Here is a 22135-nt window from a genome sequence, read left to right as displayed (position 1 = left end):
TTTAAGAATAGAAATAAGTCAAAAGTTTTTACAAAAACACAAAAAAGCCACTAAGTAAGATACTCAGTGGCTTTTTTTGAATTAACAACTTATTATATTTTTATTAGGAATCCTTTATTGCCATCCACCACCAAGTGCTTTGTACAATTGAATTACGGCTTTATATTGCTGGAACTTGTTGTCTACTAAACTTAGTTCAGCATTTAAAGCATCATTTTTAGATGTTAATACTTCGAGATAATTTGCTAAACCATAGGTTAACAATTCATCGGAGTAATTAGATGCTGTTTTAAGTGCATCGGCTTGTTTTGTGCGAATTGTAATTTTATAGGTTTCATTATTATATTGCGCTAATGCATCTGAAACCTCTTTACCAGCAGTAAGCAGTGATTGTTCAAACTGTAAATAAGCTTTTTCTTGATTTGCTTTCGCTATTTCAAACTTCGTTTTTACTTGTCTTTGATTGAAAATAGGTTGTGTTAATCCAGTAATAACATTGGCAAAAATAGAATTAGCACTAAACCACTCTTTCAAATCAATACTTTGAAGTCCGCCAGAAGCGGTAACCTTGAGCGAAGGATAAAATCCACTTTTGGCTACATTTGTCATTTCAAAATTGGTAATCAAATTGTATTCGGCTGCAATGACGTCAGGTCTGTTTCTCAATAGATTAGCAGGAACTCCTAAAGTTATCGCCGGTTGCATCGTTTGAGCTTCAAAAGTACTGCGTTCAATTTTAGCCCAAGGTTCTCCAAGAAGTATGCTCATCGTATTCTCTAGGATAATGATGTTATTCTTCAAATCAGCAATGATGATTTGAGTAGCATATTTTTGAGCTTCTGTTTGTTTAACACCAACTTCAGTAACATTACCAGCTTTTTTTAAAGCTAGTATCGTTTCAATACTTTTATCCCTGTTGATTAAAGTTTCCTCAGCTACTTTTATCTGAGCGTCTACTGAAAGCAATTGATAATAAACGGTCGCGATATTTGCAATTAATTGTGTTTTTATCGCTTGATTTACTGCTGTTGTTTGTAGATAAGCAGCATTAGTAGCGCGTTTATTGCTTCTTATTTTCCCCCAGATGTCCGCTTCCCAAGAAAGATTTCCTGACAATTGGTATTGATTCGTACTACGGTCTGCCAAAAAAGCTCCAAACTGGCTATTTTTAGACAGTTCTTGATGGGTCCAGTCTGTTCCCACAGATAGGGTAGGGAAGTAGCCTGATTTTCCTTGCTTCATCGTTGCCTGTGCAGCCACGATGTTTTGCATAGCAATGCGGATATCTAAATTGTTCTGTAAGCCTTTTGAAATATAGCCTTGCAAAAGCGGGTCAGTGAAAATTTTATCCCATGACACATTTGCTAATGAAGTAGTGTCAGTCGACACCACTTCATTGCGATACAAATCAGCTGTTTTTAATTCGGGTCTTTTATAGTCTTTAGCAACAAAACACGATTGCATTACAGTTGCTGTGAGTCCTAAAAGCGCGACTCTGTATATATTATTTTTCATTTTCTTCTTCTAAAAGTGCAACATTTGATTCTTTAGTAGTTACTGGTTTTCCAGATATACGTTCTTGTAATCCTTGAAAGATTACAAACAAAATAGGAATAACAAAGACTCCAAAAATAGTTCCGATAAGCATTCCTCCAACGGCACCCATACCAATAGAACGGTTTCCTACAGCGCCAACTCCAGAGGCTAGTGCCAATGGCATTAACCCGAAGATAAATGCTAATGAAGTCATCAGGATAGGACGTAAACGTGCTTTTGCACCTTCAATTGCGGCTTGTGTCAAGTCCATTCCGTTTCGTCGCCTTTGTATAGCAAACTCCACAATCAAAATCGCATTTTTGGCGAGTAGTCCTATCAACATGATTAGAGCCACCTGGAAATAGATATTATTTTCTAATCCTGCGAGTTTTACAAAACCAATGGCTCCGGCAATACCTACAGGAAGTGAAAGCAGTACAGATAATGGTACCAAATAACTTTCGTATTGCGCACTTAATAAGAAGTAAACAAAGATTAAGCTTAATAAGAATACCCCAAGAGCTTGATTACCTGCAAGAATCTCTTCGCGTGTCATTCCTGAGAATTCATAGGTATATGATTTTGGCAAATGTTGTTCTGCTACTTCTTGAACCGCTTTAATAGCATCACCAGAACTAAATCCAGCATTTGCTTTACCGTTAATATTAACGGCTTTTAGCATGTTAAAACGAGCAACAGCCTCAGGACCGTAAATTCTTTTAAAATCTACAAACTGACTGATTGCCACTTTTTGACCTGCTCCATTTTTAACATAAATATTGTTAATTGATTCAAGGTTTGCCCTGTCTTCCGGTTTTGCTTGAATCATTACTCGGTATTGTTTTCCAAACTTGTTGAAATCCGTTGTATACAATCCACCATAATACCCTTGCATGGTATTAAATATATCAGAAATAGCTACTCCAGCATCCTTGGCTCTTTCTATATTAATATCCATTTGATACTGTGGGAAAGTAGGATTGAAATTAGTAATGGCATATTGAATTTCAGGACGTTTCATTAACTCTCTTAAGAATTCGTTTGTCACTTTACTAACGGTCGCCCAATCATCATCTCCTTTGTCTTGTACTTTCAATTCAAAACCATCGGCACTACCAAAACCTTGTACACTTGGAGGTGTAAAGAATAAGGCACGACCCTCCTTTAAACCGGCTGTTTTAGCGAATAATTGGCCAACCACAGCATCTACAGATTGATTGGCTTCGGTACGTTCGCTCCAGTCTTTCAATTTAATTACTGAAAACGCATATGAACCTCCATTTACGCCGTTTAGCAAACTGAAACCTACAATATTCATTCGGGCTTCAACGATATCCATCGAAGCGATGATGGAATCCAATTCTTGTACGGTCTTTTTAGTCTTTTCCAAAGTAGTTCCAGGAGGAAGTGTTAAATCGGCCATGATAATTCCTCTATCTTCATTTGGGATAAATCCAGAAGGAGTAGTTTGGAACAACAAAATCGTAATACCAGTAAAAACTAATAAACCAACAACGGTAATCCATTTTTTTGCAGCTAAGAAACCAAGAGATTTCACATATTTAGCATTCATTCGATCAAAACTAGAGTTAAAAGCAATGAAAAAACGGTCTTTAAAATTAGCATCATGATGGTCAGAATCCGGATGCGGTTTTAATAGCAACGCACATAAAGCAGGACTTAAAGTCAAGGCATTTACCGCCGAAATTAAAATAGCAATCGCTAAAGTAATAGCAAATTGTTGGTAAAACACTCCCGATGGTCCGCTTAAGAACGATACCGGAATAAATACTGCCGCCATTACTAAAGTAATAGAAACAATGGCTCCTGTAATTTCATTCATTGCCGAAATCGTAGCTTCTTTCCCTGATTTTGCGCCTTCATCTAGCTTAGCATGTACTGCCTCGACGACGACAATGGCATCATCAACGACAATACCAATGGCCAAAATCATTGCAAACAACGTTAGCATATTGATGGAGAACCCAAATATTTGCAGGAAGAAAAAAGTACCTATAATAGCTACAGGTACAGCAATAGCGGGAATTAAAGTGGATCTAAAATCTTGTAAGAATAAATAAACAACCAGAAAAACCAATAGAAAAGCCTCGATTAAAGTAGAAATCACTTTATCGATAGAAGCATCCAGAAATGTTTTAGTGTTAAAAGGAATAATGTAATCCACTCCAGAGGGGAAATCTACTTTTGATTCCTCTAAGATACTCATAATCTCTGTGGTAATATCTTGGGCATTGGATCCAGAAGTTTGAAAAACTCCTACTACAACTCCTTCTTTACCCATGGCGATATTCTTAGTTCCATAATTGAAACCGCCTAATTCGACAGTGGCTACATCTTTAATTCTTAAGAAATTACCGTTTCCAGTAGATTTGATAATGATATTCTCATAATCTTTTATTTCCGAAAGTCTTCCTTTGTATTTAATAACATATTCAAAAACTCCGTCTGCATTCTCTCCAAATTTTCCTGGAGCTGCTTCCACGTTTTGTTCTTGCAAAGCGGACTGAATATCTTTTGGAGCAATACCATAAGTAGCCATTTTTTCAGGATTGATCCAAATTCGCATCGAATAATCTTTGGCTCCAAAAACATTTACCTGTCCAACTCCTTTTACACGTTGTAATTTGGGTACCAAGTTGATTTTCGCATAATTCTGAATATAAACTTCATCATAAGCTTTGTTTTTCGAATAAAGGGCAAAGAACATCAAAGCACTAGTTTGGCTTTTTACTGTGGTAACCCCAGTCTGTACTACAGCAGTAGGTAACTTACTAGTGGCTCTAGCCACTCTATTTTGTACGTTTACTGCCGCAATATCAGGGTCAGTCCCTAATGCAAAATAAACAGAAATTTTAGCTGAACCATCATTAGCTGCAGAAGACGTCATGTACGTCATACCTTCTACACCATTAATTTCTTCTTCCAGCGGAATTACTACACTATTAAGTACCGTTTCAGCGTTGGCTCCAGTATAATTGGCGGTTACCTGTACGGTTGGCGGCGCTATTTCGGGATATTGTTCTACGGGTAAGGACATCAATCCTAATACACCTAATATGGTAATTAGAATTGAGATTACGGTCGAGAGTACAGGTCTCTCTATAAAAGTTTTTAACATCTTTGCAATTATTTTTTAGTAGTCGTTTTTGTAGCAGTAGCCGTTGTGGTGGCAGTATTTGCTATTACCTCATTTTTAGTAGGCTGTGGTACAATTTCCATATCATCTTTTAGTTTTGAAGCACCCTCAATTACTACAACGTCCCCTGCGGCAAGACCATTAGTTACAATGTAATCCAAACCAGAAGTTCCATTGGTTTCTATGATTCTTGATTTAACCTTGTTTCCTTGTTCGACAGCATATATAATTTGTTTTCCCTGTACTTCAAAAACAGCCACTTGCGGTACCAAAATAACATTGCTTTGTACGATTGGTAAACGAATTATTCCGCTACTTCCGCTTCTTAAAAGCCCTTCTGGATTCGTAAAGTCAGCTCTAAACTCTGTAGTTCCAGTAGTAGAATTCACTAAACCATTCATTGTAGCAATTTTCCCTTTCTGGTTGTATTCAGAATTGTCAACTAAAATTAGGCTAACCGGAGGGGTAGCTTTTAGTTTTTCGGCAGTTGTAGATCCTTTAAAAGTCCTATTAAAATACAGTACTTGTTTTTCATTCATTGAAAAGTAGGCACGAACAATTTTCGTATCAGACACTGTCGTCATTGGTATTTCGGCAGTAGGACTTACTAAACTACCTTCTTTAAAGGGCAAACTTCCAATAACTCCATTTACAGGAGAATAGATAGTTCCATACCCAATATTAGCAGCAATACTCCCATACGCACTTTTTGCTTGTGCTAACTTGGCTTTGGCTGTCGCCAATTGTACATTACTGATGATATTTCTATCTACAAGGGGCTTTAAACGATCCACTTCAACTTGCGCTGCTGAAACCATTGCTTTTGCAGCTGAAGCATCTTGGTTTAGCATTTGAGTTTCTAATTTGAATAAAAGCTGTCCTTTTTTAACCATCTGACCTTCATCAACATATACTTTTTGGATAAACCCGCTTACTTTAGGTCTGATTTCAATATTTTGTTGTCCTTCAAGATTAGCCGTAAACTCTTGGTATACGGTTGCATCCTGCAGTACTATTTCTTTTACAGCGAAAGGAGCAGGACCTTGTACTGGGGCTTGTTCTTCTTTCTTTCCACATGAAGAAAGGATGAGCAAAGAAGCTATTATTGGTAATGAAATTTTTTTCATTTTTTTAAATTTAATTAATTATTGATTACTATTATTGTTGATTTCTATTTTCTTAAATTCAGCTATCGTTTTGTGAAATGTTTTTTCTATTTCTTGAATGTGATTTTTATACGAAATAATATTTTCTAGATTGCATTTTTCTTCGGCACAAGAGGCTGTTTTATGTCGGTAATCATGCATTCTATTGATAATATAACTTTCGGCTTCGATCATTTTTAAATAATTGTTTAATCGGTCACTTAGTGGGGCTGACTTAAAGTATTTTTTTCGATCACCCGTTAAAGTGAAATAGTAAATTTTCTCCATGTTAAGGAGTAACTTTAAATTCGTAGAAATAGAACTTTTACTGGCTCCTAATTTTTCTATTAATGCTTCAAAGGTCAATCCTGATTTACATCCATCGATAATTAAAATTCCTATAATTCTTGCTGCTAAAGGAGGAACTTGATATAGAGACTCAAAATGAATACCGAATATCTCAATGATTTCCTCTCTTTCTTTTTGTATATTGTCCATACTATTTTTTTTGCAAATATATGATTGGTTCGTAAAACACCGAACTAATCGAACTTAATGTTATGTTAATTTTATCAAAATTGAATTATTGCTTAGAAATCACCTTGAAAAAATATTTTCGACGGAAATCAGGGATAGAAAAAACACTTTAATAAGTAAAATCTATTTTACCTATATTTGTTGTCCTAAAAACAAACTTATAGTGAGTCAAATCAATAAGCTTAAAATATTCAATGATCCCATTTATGGGTTTATTACCATCCCCAACGCTTTAATTTACGATTTAATACAGCATCCTTATTTTCAACGTCTAAGACGTATTTCGCAGATGGGATTGTCATATCTGGTTTATCCAGGAGCTAATCACACGCGGTTTCATCATGCTTTGGGTTGTATGCATTTGATGCAAAAGGCAGTTGATGTATTGCGTTTTAAAGAAATTGAAATTTCTAAAGAAGAAGAAAATGCGCTGTATATTGCCATTTTATTACATGATATTGGCCACGGACCTTTTTCACATGCTATGGAGCGAAGCATTGTTGAGGATGTACATCATGAGGAAATCTCGTTGTTGTTCATGCATCAATTAAACGCTGCATTTGACGGACAGTTGGATTTAGCTATAAAAGTTTTTAAAGGAGAGTATCATCGGTTGTTTATGTTGCAGCTTATTTCCAGTCAACTAGATATGGATCGCATGGATTATCTGAAACGAGATAGCTTTTATTCGGGTGTGGCAGAAGGAAATGTAAACTCAGAGCGATTGATTCAAATGATGAATGTCGTGGATGATGTTTTGGTTATCGAAGAAAAAGGAATTTACTCTGTTGAGAAATTTTTGATGTCGCGACGATTAATGTATTGGCAAGCGTATTTGCATAAAACCAGTTTAGTGGCCGAATTAATTTTGACCCGCATCCTGAAACGTGCCAAAGAATTAACGTTAAAAGGAGTGGTTTTACCTTGTAGCGAACCTTTACAGTATTTTCTGCAACATAAGGTTACAATGGATACATTTGATGCAGAGACCTTAGATTTATTTGCTCAGCTGGATGATTTTGATATTATCAGTGCGCTAAAAGGATGGCAGCGTCATGACGATTTTATTTTGTCTTCTTTGAGTAAAATGATTATCAACAGGGATTTATTAAAAATTAAATTAACCAGTGAGAAAGTACCTATTGAAGATTTACAGCCTTTAAAAGAACGCTTTGCATTGGAAAACAATATCAGCTTACTGGAAACTAATTATTTTATTTTCAAAGGAAAAATAAAAAACCAAGCCTATAGTAAGGAAGCGGAACCGATACGAATATTGAAAAAAGACAAGACGGTGGAGGATGTTATTGAATCTTCTGATCAGTTGAATTTAAAATCATTATCCAAATCTGTGACCAAATATTACATCTGTTTCCCAAAACAACTTGTGGAAATGAACATTTAAAATCTATTTTTTTATATTTTTGTGGCAATGAAATTTACAGCAGAACAAATAGCGGGGATATTAGATGGTGAAGTTGTTGGGAATCCCAATGCTGAAGTACATGTGCTATCTAAGATTGAAGAAGGAAAGGAAGGCTCTCTAACTTTTTTATCAAACCCCAAATACAATAACTATATTTATACCACCGAAGCTACAATCACGATTGTAAATAAAAGCTTTATCCCTGAATCAGAATTAAGAACGACCTTGATAAAAGTTGATGATGCTTATATGGCCTTTTCTAAATTATTAGAGTTTTATGATAAGGCAAAAGGTAATAAAAGCGGAATAGAACAACCCTCAGTTATAGCAGAGAATGCTAAATATGGTGTCAACTTATATCTGGGTAGTTTTAGTTATATAGGGTCAAATGTGGTTTTAGGTGATGATGTCAAAATTTATCCCAATTGTTTTATAGGTGATAATGTTGTCATTGGAGATAATGTCACTATTTTTGCTGGGACTAAGATTTATGAGCAAACGATAATAGGAAATAATTGCGCCATACATTCGGGTTCAATTATAGGGGCAGATGGTTTTGGCTTTGCGCCAAGTCCTGACGGAACCTTCAAAAAGATTCCTCAAATAGGGAATGTTATTATAGAAGACAATGTAGATATCGGTGCTTGTACCACTATAGACCGTGCTACTATGGGTTCTACAATTATAAGAAAAGGAGTTAAACTAGACAATCAAATTCAGATTGCTCATAATGTAGAAATAGGAGAGAACACCGTAATTGCAGCTCAAACTGGCATTGCTGGTTCGACTAAGATTGGTAAAAACGCTATGATTGGCGGGCAAGTTGGAATTGCAGGACATTTAACCATCGGGAATAATGTTCGCATTCAGGCGCAATCTGGTGTGGGAAGAAACATCAAGGATGATGAAATCTTACAGGGAAGTCCAACATTTGGGTACAATGATTACAGTAAATCATACGTACACTTTAAAAATTTACCTAAGATTGTTGCAGAATTAGAAGAATTAAAAAAACATATATTAAACCAAAAAAACGGGAATAATGGTTAAACAGAAGACTATAAAGACAGAAATCTCGCTAACAGGAGTTGGATTACACACAGGAAAAGAAGTTACAATGACTTTCAAGCCTGCTCCGGTAAATAATGGTTTCACTTTTGTCAGAGTAGATTTAGAAGGACATCCTGTTGTTGAAGCAGATGCAAATTATGTTGTAAATACACAACGAGGAACTAATTTAGAAAAACTTGGTGTAAAAATACAAACTCCAGAACATGTGTTAGCAGCCTTAGTGGGTTGTGATTTAGACAATGTTATTGTAGAATTGAATGCTTCTGAGCTTCCTATAATGGATGGTTCGTCTAAGTATTTTGTTGAAGCACTTGAAAAAGCAGGAGTTGAAGAACAAAACACAAAACGTAATGTTTATGTAGTAAAAGAAGTTATTTCATTTACAGACGAGGAAAGCGGAAGTGAAATTTTAATCATGCCAAGTGATCATTATTGCGTTACTACGATGGTAGATTTTGGAACTAAAATTTTAGGTACACAAAATGCTACTATGAAAGGTATTTCTGAATTTAAAAAAGAAATCTCTGAGTCTAGAACATTTAGTTTTTTACATGAATTGGAATCATTATTAGAAAATGGTTTGATTAAAGGAGGCGATTTAAATAATGCTATTGTTTATGTAGATAAAGAAATATCTGCAGCTACAATGGAGAATTTGAAAATTGCTTTTGGAAAAGAAGATATTAATGTGAAGTCAAACGGGATATTAGACAACCTAACTTTGCATTACCCTAATGAAGCTGCAAGACATAAACTACTTGACGTAGTGGGTGACTTAGCTTTAATTGGTACAAAAATACAAGGTAAAGTTATCGCTAATAAACCAGGGCATTTTGTAAATACTCAGTTTGCTAAAAAGATGGCTAAAATCATAAAAATCGAACAAAGAAATTATGTTCCTGTTTATGATTTAAACCTAGAGCCATTGATGGATATTCACAAAATTATGGCTGTTCTTCCTCACAGACCTCCATTTTTATTGATTGATAGAATTATAGAAATGTCTGAAAGTCATGTGGTAGGAATGAAAAATGTTACAATGAACGAGAATTTCTTTGTTGGACATTTCCCGGAAGCACCAGTAATGCCTGGGGTATTAATTGTGGAAGCAATGGCACAAACAGGGGGAATCCTTGTATTAAGTACAGTTCCAGATCCTGAAAACTATTTGACTTATTTCATGAAAATTGATAACGTTAAGTTCAAACAAAAGGTTTTACCTGGTGATACTCTTATTTTTAAGTGTGATTTGATTACACCGATACGAAGAGGAATTTGTCATATGCAAGCAAACGCTTATGCTAATGGTAAGTTAGTTGCAGAAGCTGAGTTAATGGCTCAGATTGCTAAAAAACAGTAAATTAAAAGTATGTAAAAACCCTGAAATATACGATTTCAAGGTTTTTATTGTATATATATAAATTATAAAAAAAAGTAGATGAATCAACCCTTAGCATATGTTCATCCAGGCGCGAAAATCGCCAAAAATGTTGTCATTGAGCCTTTTACAACAATTCACAATAACGTAGTTATTGGTGATGGTACTTGGATAGGATCTAATGTTACCATTATGGAAGGCGCAAGAATCGGAAAGAATTGTAATATCTTTCCTGGTGCAGTTATATCTGCTGTTCCGCAGGATTTAAAATTTGGTGGAGAAGAATCTTTAGCTATAATTGGGGACAATTGTACGATTAGAGAATGTGTTACTATCAATAGAGGTACAATTGCATCCGGTCAAACTACCCTTGGAAACAACTGTTTGATCATGGCTACAGCTCATATTGCGCACGATTGCCATATTGGTGATAATGCTATAATTGTGAACGGTGTTGCATTGGCAGGACATGTTACTGTTGGTAAATATGCCGTAATAGGTGGTTTGGCAGCGATTCACCAATTCATTCATATTGGAGACCATGCGATGATATCTGGTGGTTCATTAGTTCGTAAAGATGTTCCTCCTTTTACAAAAGCAGCAAAAGAGCCTTTGTCTTACGTGGGAATTAATTCTGTCGGATTGAGAAGAAGAGGTTTTACAACAGAGAAAATCAAGGAAATTCAAGATATTTATAGAATTTTATATCAAAAAAACTATAATACAACACAAGCTATAGGAATTATCGAAGCAGAGATGGAAGCAACTCCAGAACGCGACGAGATCCTGGATTTTATCAGAAACTCATCACGTGGGGTTATGAAAGGATATACAGGAAATTATTAAATAAAAGCTCTTGGCTCTTGGCGTTAAGCTCTTAGCCTAAAAATAAATAATTAAATATAAATTGCTAGTAGCCAAAAGCTAGTAGCCAAAAGCAAATAAAATGGCATCTACATCAGACATCAAGAACGGATTATGCATTAAGTACAATAATGACATATACAAAATCATAGAATTCCTTCACGTTAAGCCAGGGAAAGGACCTGCTTTTGTTAGAACAAAACTTAGAAGTTTAAGTAATGGAAAAGTATTAGATAACACTTTTTCTGCAGGGCATAAAATTGAAGAAGTAAGAGTAGAAAACCATAAATTTCAATATTTGTATCCAGAAGGAGATGATTTTCACTTTATGAATACGGAGACTTTTGAACAAATATCTTTAAACAAAAACATTTTAGATTCTCCAGATTTATTAAAAGAAGGTGAAAGTGTAATGGTAAGTATCAATACAGAAACTGATTTACCTCTTTCTGTGGATATGCCATCATCTGTAATTCTTGAAGTTACTTATGCTGAGCCAGGAATTAAAGGAAATACAGCTACTAATGCTACGAAATCAGCGACAGTTGAAACAGGAGCAAGTGTAAATGTACCTTTATTTATAAATGAAGGAGATAAAATCAAAATCGATACGGCATCAGGTTCTTATATGGAGCGCGTAAAAGAGTAAATAATTTGATGATTAGAAAATGTGATAATTAGATAGATATCACATTTTCTAATTAATACATTTTCTAATTAAATTTATGAAATTTCCAAAAGTTTACGCTCTACACGAAATTGCCACTATTATCAACTGTGAATATGTTGGAGATGCTAATTATTTAGTATCTGGAATGAATGAAATTCATGTTGTAGAAAAGGGTGATATTGTTTTTGTAGATCATCCGAAATATTATGACAAAGCTTTAAATTCAGCGGCAACGATTATTTTGATTAACAAAAAAGTAGATTGCCCAGAAGGAAAAGCATTATTGATATCAGAAGATCCGTTTAATGATTTCAATAAGTTAACAAAATACTTTAAGCCTTTTGAGTCTTCAAGCACTTCTATTTCTGCTTCAGCTAAAATAGGGCAAGGAACTGTAATTCAACCGAATGCTTTTATAGGTAATCATGTCGTGATAGGGGAGAATTGTTTGATTCATGCTAATGTTGCCATCTATGATAATACCGTAATTGGAAATAATGTAATCATTCACGCAGGAACAGTTCTTGGAGGCGATGCGTTTTACTATAAAAAGAGAGATGACGGATTTGACCAATTGCTTTCGGGTGGTAGGGTTGTAATAAAGGACAATGTGGGTATTGGAGCACTTTGTACAATAGACAAAGGAGTTACAGGAGATACGATCATTGGAGAAGGAACAAAACTTGACAACCAGGTTCATGTAGGTCATGACACTGTAATTGGAAAAATGTGTTTGATTGCGTCTCAAACTGGAATAGCAGGTTGCGTTATTATTGAAGATGAAGTTACTATCTGGGGACAAGTAGGTACTACCAGCGGAATTACAATAGGTAAAAAAGCGGTGATTATGGGTCAGACAGGGGTTACTAAATCTGTCGAAGGCGGAAAATCCTATTTTGGCACACCCATAGAAGAATCTAGGGAAAAATTAAAACAACTGGCTAATATTAAAAAAATACCAGAGATTTTAAATAAATTAAAATAATATGACAGCAAAGGAACTCGTTCAAAGTTTTTACAAATCAGATGCTCTTATTGACAGCGCTACTCTGAAAGAATATTTGCACGCTGATGTTACAGTGGATTGGAATAGTAGTAAGGGATTGGTCCAACTAGACTATGATTCTTTACTAGATCTTTCTGAAGAATTGGGTAGAGCTTATGTTCGCTCCAAGATCAGAATTAGTCATATCATTTCCGAAAATGATATGATCAGTGTACGTTATTCGCATTTTGTAAAAACAATTGAAAATCCGAGAGAGGAGATGTTATTGGCGCATTTTATAGCAATTTGGGAAATAAAAGACAATAAATTATACAGAGGTTATCAAATGAGTCAATTATCATAATTTATTTTGATAAGAAAAGGCCACAAAATAATTTCAAAACCTTACTTTTGCAATACAATTTTTAAAAATCACATAAAATATATATCATGAGTGTTTTAGTTAATAAAGATTCCAAAATAATTGTTCAAGGATTTACTGGAAGCGAAGGAACTTTCCATGCTTCTCAAATGATTGAGTACGGAACAAACGTTGTAGGTGGTGTAACTCCAGGAAAAGGAGGAACAACTCATTTAGACAGACCAGTTTTTAATACTGTAAAAGATGCAGTTGAACAAGCCGGAGCTGATACTTCAATTCTTTTTGTACCACCAGCTTTTGCTGCTGATGCAATTATGGAAGCTGCAGATGCTGGAATAAAAGTGATTATCGCTATTACAGAAGGAATTCCTGTAGCTGATATGATCAAAGCAAATGCTTATGTTAAAGAAAGAAACGCAAGATTAATTGGACCTAACTGTCCAGGGGTTATTACTCCAGGTGAAGCTAAAGTTGGTATTATGCCAGGTTTTGTATTCAAAAAAGGGACTGTAGGTATTGTTTCTAAATCAGGAACATTAACATACGAAGCGGCTGACCAAGTAGTAAAACAAGGATTAGGAATCACTACTGCAATTGGTATTGGTGGAGACCCAATCATTGGAACAACTACAAAAGAAGCAGTTGAGTTATTAATGAATGATCCAGAAACAGAATGTATCGTAATGATAGGTGAAATAGGTGGACAACTAGAAGCAGATGCTGCTCACTGGATTAAAGCTGATGGTAACCGTAAACCAGTAGTAGGATTTATTGCAGGAGTTACCGCTCCAGCAGGTCGTACAATGGGTCATGCAGGTGCAATTGTAGGTGGAACTGATGATACAGCAGAAGCTAAGAAACAAATCATGAGAGAATGTGGAATACACGTAGTGGATTCTCCAGCTGAAATTGGTAAAAAAGTAAAAGAAGTTTTAGGATAGTCCGCTATTTTAAACTAAAATACAATAAGCCTCACATTTGTGGGGCTTTTTTATTCTAAAATAGAATTAAAGAATATCTTTGCACTTTATTAAAAGAGGTCATTCTTTGTCCTTTAATTTAATAAAAAAACATATGGTTGTAGTAATTCTCACTTATTGTGGGGTATTTTTTTGTGAAAGCCAAATAAAATAAATAATAAAATATGTATAAGGAATTAAAAAAATTTAAAGTTAGCGACTCATTTTCATTTGCTGCAGATGACAGTTTAGAACAAGTTTGTAATGCTTCAGAAGGAAGCGGCGTGTTTTTAGTGTATGCAGTAGCAGAAGAAAAAGAGTTAATCATGGTAGGTTCTACTGGAACGGTACAAAATGATGGAACTTTGAAAATAAAAAATGGTGGTTTAAAAGAAAAGATTGTTGAAGGACATCAATTCGCTAAAACAGGAAGAAAATATTCTTGGCCAGCACAAATGAAAAAAGAAGATATTAGTTTGTTAGAAGTAGTTTGGTACGAAACATTCAATGACAAAACTAAAGGTATTCCAACTGCTGTAGAAGGACAAGTTTTACAAAATTTCTTAGATGAAAACGGTAGATTACCAAAATGGAATGTAGCTTTCTAGGGCATTTCAATCTATATAATTATAAATGAGCTTTACTTCGGTAAGGCTTTTTTTATGCATAAAAATAAGATATTTATCGTTTTTCACTAAAAGATGTACTACTTTTGCAGCCGTTATCACGAATCTCATTATGAGATAGCAACCTGCAACAACGAGCAAGGTGCTAAAACGATAAGCCAAATCCTTTGGAAAAAATGTTGTTTCATTCTCATTTTTTAGCTTTTGTTTTTCGTCATATTTAATTCATTTTTAAATTAATTTTATGACTATTTTTTCGAAAAAAACAGGAAATCCGTACGCTTTGATTCCTTTGTTTGTTTTTATTTTTACTTTTTTAGGTGCTGGAATTGTATTGCATGATTTCTATGCGTTTCCTTCTCCTGTTGCCGTATTGGTTGGAATCATAGCCGCATTTTTATTATTCAAGTCTTCCACAGATGAAAAAGTAGCCACCTTAATTGCAGGTTGTGGAGAAAGTAAAATCATGACCATGTGTTTAATTTATTTGCTCGCAGGAGCATTTGCGGTGGTTAGTAAAGCAATGGGCGGTGTTGATGCTGTTGTTAATTTAGGAATCAGTACTATTGATGTTGCTTATTTTCCGTTAGGAATCTTTTTGATTGCAGGTTTTTTATCAACTGCGACCGGAACTTCTGTGGGAGCAATTGTTGCATTAGGACCTATAGCAGTGACATTAGCAGATAAAAGCGGAGCCTCTTTGCCACTTATTTCTGGCGCTTTATTGGGCGGATCTATGTTTGGAGATAACCTTTCTATGATTTCAGACACGACTATTGCCGCAACACAATCTTTGGGTTGCGAATTAAAAGACAAGTTCAAAATTAATTTATTTATCGCTCTTCCTGCAGCATTGATTACCATAGTATTATTCTTTTATTTAGGTTTAAATTCAGAGATTGTCACAGTGGAATTACCACGAGCTAGTTTTGAATGGATTCCTATCATACCTTATATATTAGTAATTGTTTTGGCTTTGATTGGAATCAATGTTTTTTCTACCTTAGTTATCGGGACGCTTTTAGCGGGTATCATAGGCTACATTGGAGGTTCTTTTAGCTTTATGGAGTTTATCCAAAAGATATATGAAGGTTTTACGGGCATGACTGATATCTTTTTATTATCGATGCTTACAGGTGGTTTGGCTGCTATGGTAGAAAAAGCGGGCGGAATTAATTATTTATTACACCAAATTAAAAGACGTATTAAAAGCAAAAAATCAGCACAAGCAGGAATAGGAGCATTAGTTGGTTTTGCTAATTTGGCTATAGCCAATAATACGGTGTCTATTGTAATTACGGGTCCTATTGCAAAGGAGATTAATGACGAATATGATTTGAATCCTAAAAAGACAGCTGCTATTTTAGATATCTTTTCTTGTATTGTACAAGGAATTTTACCTTACGGAGCGCAGGTTTTGTTGATATTGAGTTTTGCTAATGGTAAATTGGACTTTTTTGACTTAATCAGTAACGCTTGGTACCATTTGTTTTTATTGGGTTTTACTTTATTGGCCATTTATAGTTCGCATTGGGATAAATGGGTGAATAAATTTTTTAAAATATAAAGTTTTGTTTTAGTACTCGTTTATTAGAATTGAAATTTTTTTTAAGAAGGGAATTATTATATATTTGACAAGTCGTTTTTAGCCCTGATAGCAACGGAAATCCTTTTATGTTTTTTCTTAAAAACATAAAAGATTGTAGTGAATAGCAGGAATAGCTTCAAATAAATATTAAACTAATTTTAGAACATGAAATTACTAGAAGGAAAAGTAGCCATTATAACAGGCGCAAGTCGCGGAATAGGAAAAGGAATTGCAGAAGTTTTTGCAAAACACGGAGCAAATGTTGCGTTTACGTACAGTTCATCTGTTGAATCCGCTTTAGCACTGGAAAATGAATTGAATGCACTTGGGATTAAAGCCAAAGGATACCAATCTAATGCTGCTGATTTTAATGAAGCTCAAACTATGGTTGATGCTGTATTAGCTGATTTTGGAACTGTCGATATTTTAATCAATAATGCTGGAATCACTAAGGACAACCTTTTAATGCGTATGTCTGAAGAAGATTTTGATAAAGTTATTGATGTCAATTTGAAATCTGTTTTCAATATGACCAAAGCAATTCAAAGAACTTTCTTGAAGAAACGCGCTGGATCAATCATCAATATGAGTAGTGTAGTGGGAGTGAAGGGTAATGCAGGTCAAACGAATTATGCCGCTTCAAAAGCAGGTGTTATTGGATTTACAAAATCGGTTGCTCTTGAATTAGGTTCTCGTAATATTCGTTGCAATGCTATTGCACCAGGATTTATTGAAACTGAAATGACTGCAAAATTGAATGATGATGTGGTTCAAGGTTGGAGAGACGGAATTCCTTTGAAAAGAGGCGGTACTACTGAAGATGTGGCTAATGCATGTCTTTTTCTTGCATCAGATTTGAGCGCGTATATTACGGGTCAAGTTATGAATGTGGATGGAGGAATGCTTACTTAGTATTTAAAAATTAAATGATTTAAAGATTTGCTAATTTTTCAATCTTTAAATCTTTCAATTTTCAATCAAATAAAAAAAGAATGACACAAGCTACTATACTATTAATACTTTTATCATTACTAGTAGCTGGTGGTTTATCCTTTTACCAATATTTTTATAAAGCCAAAAGCAAATCAAAATTGAATTTGTTTTTGGCTTTATTGCGTTTTCTAGCTTTGTTTGGGATTCTGTTATTATTAATTAATCCTATAATAACCAGAAATACGCTAGAGATTATCAAACCGCCTTTGGCAATTGTTGTAGATAATTCAAGTTCGATAACGGCATTAGACGCCAACAAAAAAGCGTTAGAAGTATATGCTGTATTAAGAGCTAACAAAGCCTTAAATGAAAAGTTTGATATACAATCGTATCGCTTTGACGCGGAGTTTGAACCCTCGGAGCAATTTGATTTCAAAGGAACACAAACTAATCTAGGCGGAATTTCAAAAGAGTTAAGAAGTAGTAACAGAAACAGTACGTTTCCAACAATACTCTTGACAGACGGAAACCAAACTTCAGGCAACGATTATGTTTATAGTTTTGATGGTAGTAATAAAGTTTTTCCAATAGTTTTGGGAGATACGACCAAGGTAGTTGACTTAAAAATCAGCCAGATTAATGTCAATAAATATGCGTTTTACAAGAATAAATTTCCTGTAGAAGTTTTTCTGAACTATTCAGGAGACAAGCATGTATCTGCTGATTTTACTATAACACAAGGCAATTCAGTTCTAACGAAGCAAAGTGTTTCCTTTTCTTCCTCTAAAAGAACAGCAATTTTAAATGTTCTTTTACCGGCCAATAAAATAGGTTCCCAAATTTTTAAAGCAACAATCTCTAGTGCTGAAAAAGAGAAAAACACCTATAATAATACAAAGAATTTTGCCGTAGAAGTTATTGATCAAAAAACAAATATCGCGCTAGTAGCAGCGATAAACCATCCTGACATAGGCGCTTTAAAACGCAGTATTGAATCTAATGCGCAGCGTAAAGTAACTATTGTTAAGCCAAAAGCTGTCAGTTCTTTAAAAGATTACAATGTTTTGATTTTATATCAGCCTACTGCTGCATTTCAATCTGTTTTTGAAGAGAGCAAATCGGCGGGAATTAGTACTTTTATCATTACTGGAACCTCTACTGATTTCTCCTTTTTAAATCAGCAGCAAAGTAGTTTAGCGTTTAAAATGAGTAATCAAAAAGAGAATTATTTGGCGAGTTTTAATCCGCAATTTAATTTGTTCGCCATCGATAATATTGGTTTCGAAACTTTTCCTCCACTGGAAAATGCCTTCGGAAATATAAATGTTAAGGGTAACGCCTCTGTTTTACTTTCTTCTAAAATTAGAAGTATGGAAACTAATTCTCCGTTATTAGTCTATGCTGAAAATCAAGGAAACCGTAGTGCATTTTTATTGGGCGAAAATGTTTGGAAATGGCGATTGCAAAGTCATCTTGATACACAGTCGTTTGCTAAATTTGACGTTTTTATGGATAAAACAATTCAGTATTTAGCATCTAGTAGTTCTAAAAAAGCATTGGTTGTAAATCATGAAAGTTTTTATAATTCAGGAGACGCTATCGAAATTACAGCTCAATATTTCAATAAAAACTACGAATTTGATGATAAAGCACGTTTAACAATTATTGTAACAAATACAGCCACGAAGCAAACCAAAAACTACGATTTATTGAAGGGAAATGCATTTTACAAAGTGAATTTAGACGGACTTGCAGCAGGAAACTATAATTTTTCTGTAAAAGAACTAAATTCAAATAGCAGTTATTCGAGTCATTTTGAAATTTTAGATTTCGACAGAGAAAAACAATTTGTCAATCCGGACTTGGAAAAACTAAAACAGTTGGCCACACAAACGCAAGGAGCAGTTTATTTTCCAGACCACGTGGAAACACTGATCAAATCACTTTTAGAAGATGATAATTATAAAGCGATAGAAAAAAATACGGTAAACCGTTCTCCTTTGATTGATTGGTCTTTGCTGTTAATTTTAATTGTTTCATTGCTTGCAACGGAATGGTTTGTGAGGAAATACAATGGATTGTTGTAAACTCCATTTGGTTTAACCAAAACAATACAATTATGGATTTCAGATTAAAAGTATTTTTCACCGTCGCTACCAGATTGAGCTTCACTAAAGCAGCAACAGAATTATTTATCACACAGCCTGCTGTATCTAAGCACATACAAGAGCTTGAAGAAGCCTATAAAGTCAAGCTTTTTGACCGAACCGGCTCAAAGATTTCACTGACGCATGCTGGAGAACAATTAGTCAAACATGCCAAAAATATTTTTGAAATTTACCGTGAAATTGATTTTGAAATGAGTGCCCTTATAAAAGAGCAGTACGGTATGCTTCGAGTAGGAGCCAGCACTACTATTTCACAATATATAATTCCGCCATTACTAGCTCGTTTTCATCAGGAAATGCAGGGTGTAAAAGTCATTTTGCGCAATGGAAACACAGAACAGATTGAAAATGCCTTATTGAATAAAGAAATCGAAACCGGAATTGTAGAAGGACAATCTAAAAATAAAGCGATTAAATATACGCCGTTTTTAAAAGACGAATTGGTGCTGGTTTGTAATAGAGCTAACCCATTGGTAAACAAAGAAGATATCACAAAAGAAGATTTGCTTCAGTTGCGATTTTTAATGCGGGAGCAAGGATCTGGAACATTAGAAGTAATCGAACATGCTCTAAAACCTTTGAAAATTAAAATGTCTGAGTTGATTGTGGAGATGCAATTGGGAAGTACTGAAAGTATCAAATCCTATTTAATGAACTCAAATTGTGTTGCTTTTGTTTCGATTCATGCTATTGAAAAAGAATTAAAAAACAAGGAGTTAGTAATTCTCGATGTAGATAACCTTATAATCGAGCGTTATTTTTACATCATTAGTTTACAAGGAAAAATAAATGCTCTTTCCGACTTATTTATTAAGAATATTTCAAAACAATATAACTTAAAGTTATAGTAGATTGTTTATTATGATTGGTGAACGTCGATTTATCCTCGCATCTTTGTTGGGTAGTAATTCAACAATTTTACCTTGAACAATCAGCCTGAAATCATCACTAAAAATACCTTTACTTTCTTTAATACTAATATTAAGGTACAGCAACTCATTTTTGTACTATTACTTTTGGTTTGTATTTCTGGGTTCATTTCGCCGCCAGTTGCTTTAGTTCTTGGCTTAATTGCTGCCAATATAATAGGTAATCCTTTTTTACGTTTTAATGCTAAAGCTATCAATGTTTTACTTCAACTCTCTGTGATCGGTTTGGGTTTTGGAATGAATGTAAACGCTGCTATATCTGCTGGGAAAACGGGTTTATTCTTTACTGTGGCTTCTATCTTTAGCACCTTAGTTTTGGGACTTTTTTTGGGGAAGTGGCTTAAAATTGATAAAAAAACTTCTCATTTAATTTCATGCGGTACTGCGATTTGTGGCGGTAGTGCTATTGCAGCGATCGCACCGGTCATTAAATCTGATGAAAAACAGACTTCTGTGGCTTTAGGAGTGATTTTTATATTGAATTCTATTGCGCTATTTTTATTTCCCGTAATAGGGCATTGGTTGCATTTAAGCCAACAAGAGTTTGGGTTATGGTGTGCGATTGCAATTCATGATACTAGTTCAGTGGTCGGTGCTGCTAATAAATATGGTCCTGAAGCATTGCAGATTGCAACGACAGTAAAATTGGCTAGAGCTTTATGGATTATTCCGGTTGCTTTGATTACCGCTATGATTTTTAAAAATAAATCGAGGAAAATTAAAATGCCCTATTTTATCGCAGTGTTTATTTTGGCTATGATACTAAATACGTACGTCCCACAAACGGCACTTGTAGCTCCGTATTTAGTTTCTTTGGCAAAAATAGGACTTACCATTACCTTGTTTTTAATTGGAGCGGGCTTACGTTATACCGTGTTACAGTCTGTGGGTATCAAACCTCTAGTTCAAGGAGTTTTACTTTGGGCATGTATTGCGATAACGGCCTTGCTTTCCATTCTGTATTTTATTTAAGAACCCGAGTGAATTTCTTTCTTTTAAGTACAAAAAATTGTAGTCGGACATAATCATACATAAGTGCTAGTAAAAGGAAAAATGCAGCGACAAAAAGAGTCTTAATTTCGAGGAAAGTATAAAGGAAACCTCCAGAGATACAGCCGATAAAAAAGAAAACAATAATTGATAACCTTAAATAAATACTGGCATTCAATCTTTTTCTCTCGTTTACTTTTTTATAGAAAAATAATTGTGATAATTCGATTCCTAAATCGGTAAATAGTCCAGTTAAATGGGTAGTTCGTACCACCGATTTTGATATTTGAGTTACCATAGAATTTTGTACTCCCATGGAGAAAAGCATAGAAAAAGCAATCCATTTACCAGACAAAGTTGATAAATCACTTTGTACACCAAAAAATCCAACCAAAAGCAAAATCAGTATTTCAAGTGAAATTGGAATAACATGTGATAGGTCAGGTCGTTTTATGGCAACTGATTCGGCTATAAAATTCGATATAAAAGCACCTGCTAAAAAGAAAAGAGTGAAAATAAAAAATGTAATTGCGGCGGTATAATTTTGTTTAATAACTTCCTCTGCAAAAAAGGCAAAATGCCCCGTAACATTAGTTGTCAAAGTGTTTACTGCCAAGACGCCCGTAATATTTACAGTTCCGGCTACGAATGACAATAAAGTGGCTAAACGTAAATTATGAATGAAAGTTCTGTTTTTTCCTTGATGGCGAAACATAATAATGAATAAGTTATTTCTTAATTTACGTAATCTTAAACTAGATATTTTTTAATTGGCTAAAAAAAAATACATT

The 22135-nt window shown here is 34.5% G+C and carries 19 protein-coding genes and 1 riboswitch; of the genes, 14 read left to right on the top strand and 5 right to left on the bottom strand.

Going from position 1 to position 22135, the window contains the following annotated elements; all coding sequences use genetic code 11:
* Positions 1-114: 114 nt before the first annotated feature.
* The 4 genes from BLV35_RS09030 to BLV35_RS09015 are packed head-to-tail and all read right to left on the bottom strand — an operon-like array spanning position 115 to position 6336.
* A complete protein-coding gene (locus tag BLV35_RS09030; RefSeq protein WP_091088277.1) occupies positions 115-1515 on the bottom strand; it encodes an efflux transporter outer membrane subunit in 1401 nt (466 codons plus the stop codon).
* Positions 1505-4675: an efflux RND transporter permease subunit gene (locus BLV35_RS09025; protein WP_091088273.1), complete on the bottom strand. Its 3171-nt coding sequence runs from the start codon at positions 4673-4675 to the stop codon at positions 1505-1507. The genes BLV35_RS09030 and BLV35_RS09025 overlap by 11 nt, the downstream gene beginning before the upstream one ends.
* Before the next feature lie 8 nt (positions 4676-4683).
* Positions 4684-5820 carry an efflux RND transporter periplasmic adaptor subunit gene (locus BLV35_RS09020; protein WP_091088270.1) on the bottom strand — a complete coding sequence of 379 codons (1137 nt, stop codon included), beginning with the start codon at positions 5818-5820 and terminating at the stop codon, positions 4684-4686.
* Positions 5821-5838: 18 nt separating this feature from the next.
* Entirely contained in the window at positions 5839-6336 is a 498-nt protein-coding gene (locus tag BLV35_RS09015) for a GbsR/MarR family transcriptional regulator (RefSeq protein WP_091088267.1), read from the bottom strand.
* A 202-nt stretch (positions 6337-6538) separates the two neighbouring features.
* Here BLV35_RS09015 and BLV35_RS09010 point away from each other — a divergent pair, with 202 nt between their 5' ends.
* The 14 genes from BLV35_RS09010 to BLV35_RS08945 all read left to right on the top strand — a co-directional run bounded on the left by BLV35_RS09010 (position 6539) and on the right by BLV35_RS08945 (position 21326).
* Positions 6539-7780: an HD domain-containing protein gene (locus BLV35_RS09010; RefSeq protein ID WP_091088263.1), complete on the top strand. Its 1242-nt coding sequence runs from the start codon at positions 6539-6541 to the stop codon at positions 7778-7780.
* 27 nt (positions 7781-7807) lie between these two features.
* Positions 7808-8851, top strand: a complete 1044-nt coding sequence (lpxD, locus tag BLV35_RS09005) for a UDP-3-O-(3-hydroxymyristoyl)glucosamine N-acyltransferase (RefSeq protein ID WP_091088260.1) — start codon at positions 7808-7810, stop codon at positions 8849-8851.
* A complete protein-coding gene (locus tag BLV35_RS09000; protein WP_091088257.1) occupies positions 8844-10232 on the top strand; it encodes a bifunctional UDP-3-O-[3-hydroxymyristoyl] N-acetylglucosamine deacetylase/3-hydroxyacyl-ACP dehydratase in 1389 nt (462 codons plus the stop codon). Before lpxD ends, BLV35_RS09000 begins: the two co-directional genes overlap by 8 nt.
* Positions 10233-10310: 78 nt before the next feature.
* Positions 10311-11096, top strand: coding sequence for an acyl-ACP--UDP-N-acetylglucosamine O-acyltransferase (lpxA, locus tag BLV35_RS08995; RefSeq protein ID WP_091088254.1), 786 nt, complete (start codon positions 10311-10313; stop codon positions 11094-11096).
* Between the two features lie 100 nt (positions 11097-11196).
* Complete coding sequence (gene efp / locus BLV35_RS08990; protein WP_074723243.1) at positions 11197-11763, top strand: elongation factor P; 567 nt, start codon at positions 11197-11199, stop codon at positions 11761-11763.
* Positions 11764-11839: 76 nt separating this feature from the next.
* The gene (locus BLV35_RS08985) at positions 11840-12769 is read left to right on the top strand and encodes a UDP-3-O-(3-hydroxymyristoyl)glucosamine N-acyltransferase (RefSeq protein ID WP_091088252.1); all 930 of its coding nucleotides are present in this window, start codon (positions 11840-11842) and stop codon (positions 12767-12769) included.
* Between the two features lies 1 nt (position 12770).
* Positions 12771-13133: a nuclear transport factor 2-like protein gene (locus BLV35_RS08980; protein WP_091088249.1), complete on the top strand. Its 363-nt coding sequence runs from the start codon at positions 12771-12773 to the stop codon at positions 13131-13133.
* Between the two features lie 86 nt (positions 13134-13219).
* Positions 13220-14092, top strand: coding sequence for a succinate--CoA ligase subunit alpha (sucD, locus tag BLV35_RS08975; RefSeq protein ID WP_091088246.1), 873 nt, complete (start codon positions 13220-13222; stop codon positions 14090-14092).
* 203 nt (positions 14093-14295) lie between these two features.
* Positions 14296-14718, top strand: coding sequence for a hypothetical protein (locus BLV35_RS08970; protein ID WP_091088243.1), 423 nt, complete (start codon positions 14296-14298; stop codon positions 14716-14718).
* Positions 14719-14826: 108 nt separating this feature from the next.
* Positions 14827-14923: riboswitch (SAM-I-IV-variant riboswitch) on the top strand.
* 57 nt (positions 14924-14980) lie between these two features.
* A complete protein-coding gene (locus BLV35_RS08965; protein WP_091088239.1) occupies positions 14981-16303 on the top strand; it encodes a Na+/H+ antiporter NhaC family protein in 1323 nt (440 codons plus the stop codon).
* Between the two features lie 186 nt (positions 16304-16489).
* Positions 16490-17236 carry a 3-oxoacyl-[acyl-carrier-protein] reductase gene (gene fabG / locus BLV35_RS08960; protein WP_091088236.1) on the top strand — a complete coding sequence of 249 codons (747 nt, stop codon included), beginning with the start codon at positions 16490-16492 and terminating at the stop codon, positions 17234-17236.
* A gap of 80 nt (positions 17237-17316) precedes the next feature.
* Positions 17317-19344: a hypothetical protein gene (locus tag BLV35_RS08955; protein ID WP_091088232.1), complete on the top strand. Its 2028-nt coding sequence runs from the start codon at positions 17317-17319 to the stop codon at positions 19342-19344.
* A gap of 32 nt (positions 19345-19376) precedes the next feature.
* Entirely contained in the window at positions 19377-20273 is an 897-nt protein-coding gene (locus BLV35_RS08950) for a LysR family transcriptional regulator (RefSeq protein WP_091088565.1), read from the top strand.
* 75 nt (positions 20274-20348) lie between these two features.
* On the top strand, positions 20349-21326 hold the full coding sequence (locus tag BLV35_RS08945) for a YeiH family protein (protein WP_394331044.1): 978 nt from the start codon (positions 20349-20351) through the stop codon (positions 21324-21326).
* On the opposite strand, the gene BLV35_RS08940 is transcribed toward BLV35_RS08945, so the two are convergent.
* Positions 21319-22059: a YoaK family protein gene (locus tag BLV35_RS08940; RefSeq protein ID WP_091088228.1), complete on the bottom strand. Its 741-nt coding sequence runs from the start codon at positions 22057-22059 to the stop codon at positions 21319-21321. The two genes, BLV35_RS08945 and BLV35_RS08940, sit on opposite strands and share 8 nt — an antisense overlap.
* Between the last annotated feature and the right edge of the window lie 76 nt (positions 22060-22135).

The organism is Flavobacterium gillisiae, assembly GCF_900107635.1.
Classification (GTDB): Bacteria; Bacteroidota; Bacteroidia; order Flavobacteriales; family Flavobacteriaceae; genus Flavobacterium; species Flavobacterium gillisiae.
This window is presented reverse-complemented; position numbering and strand designations above follow the sequence as displayed.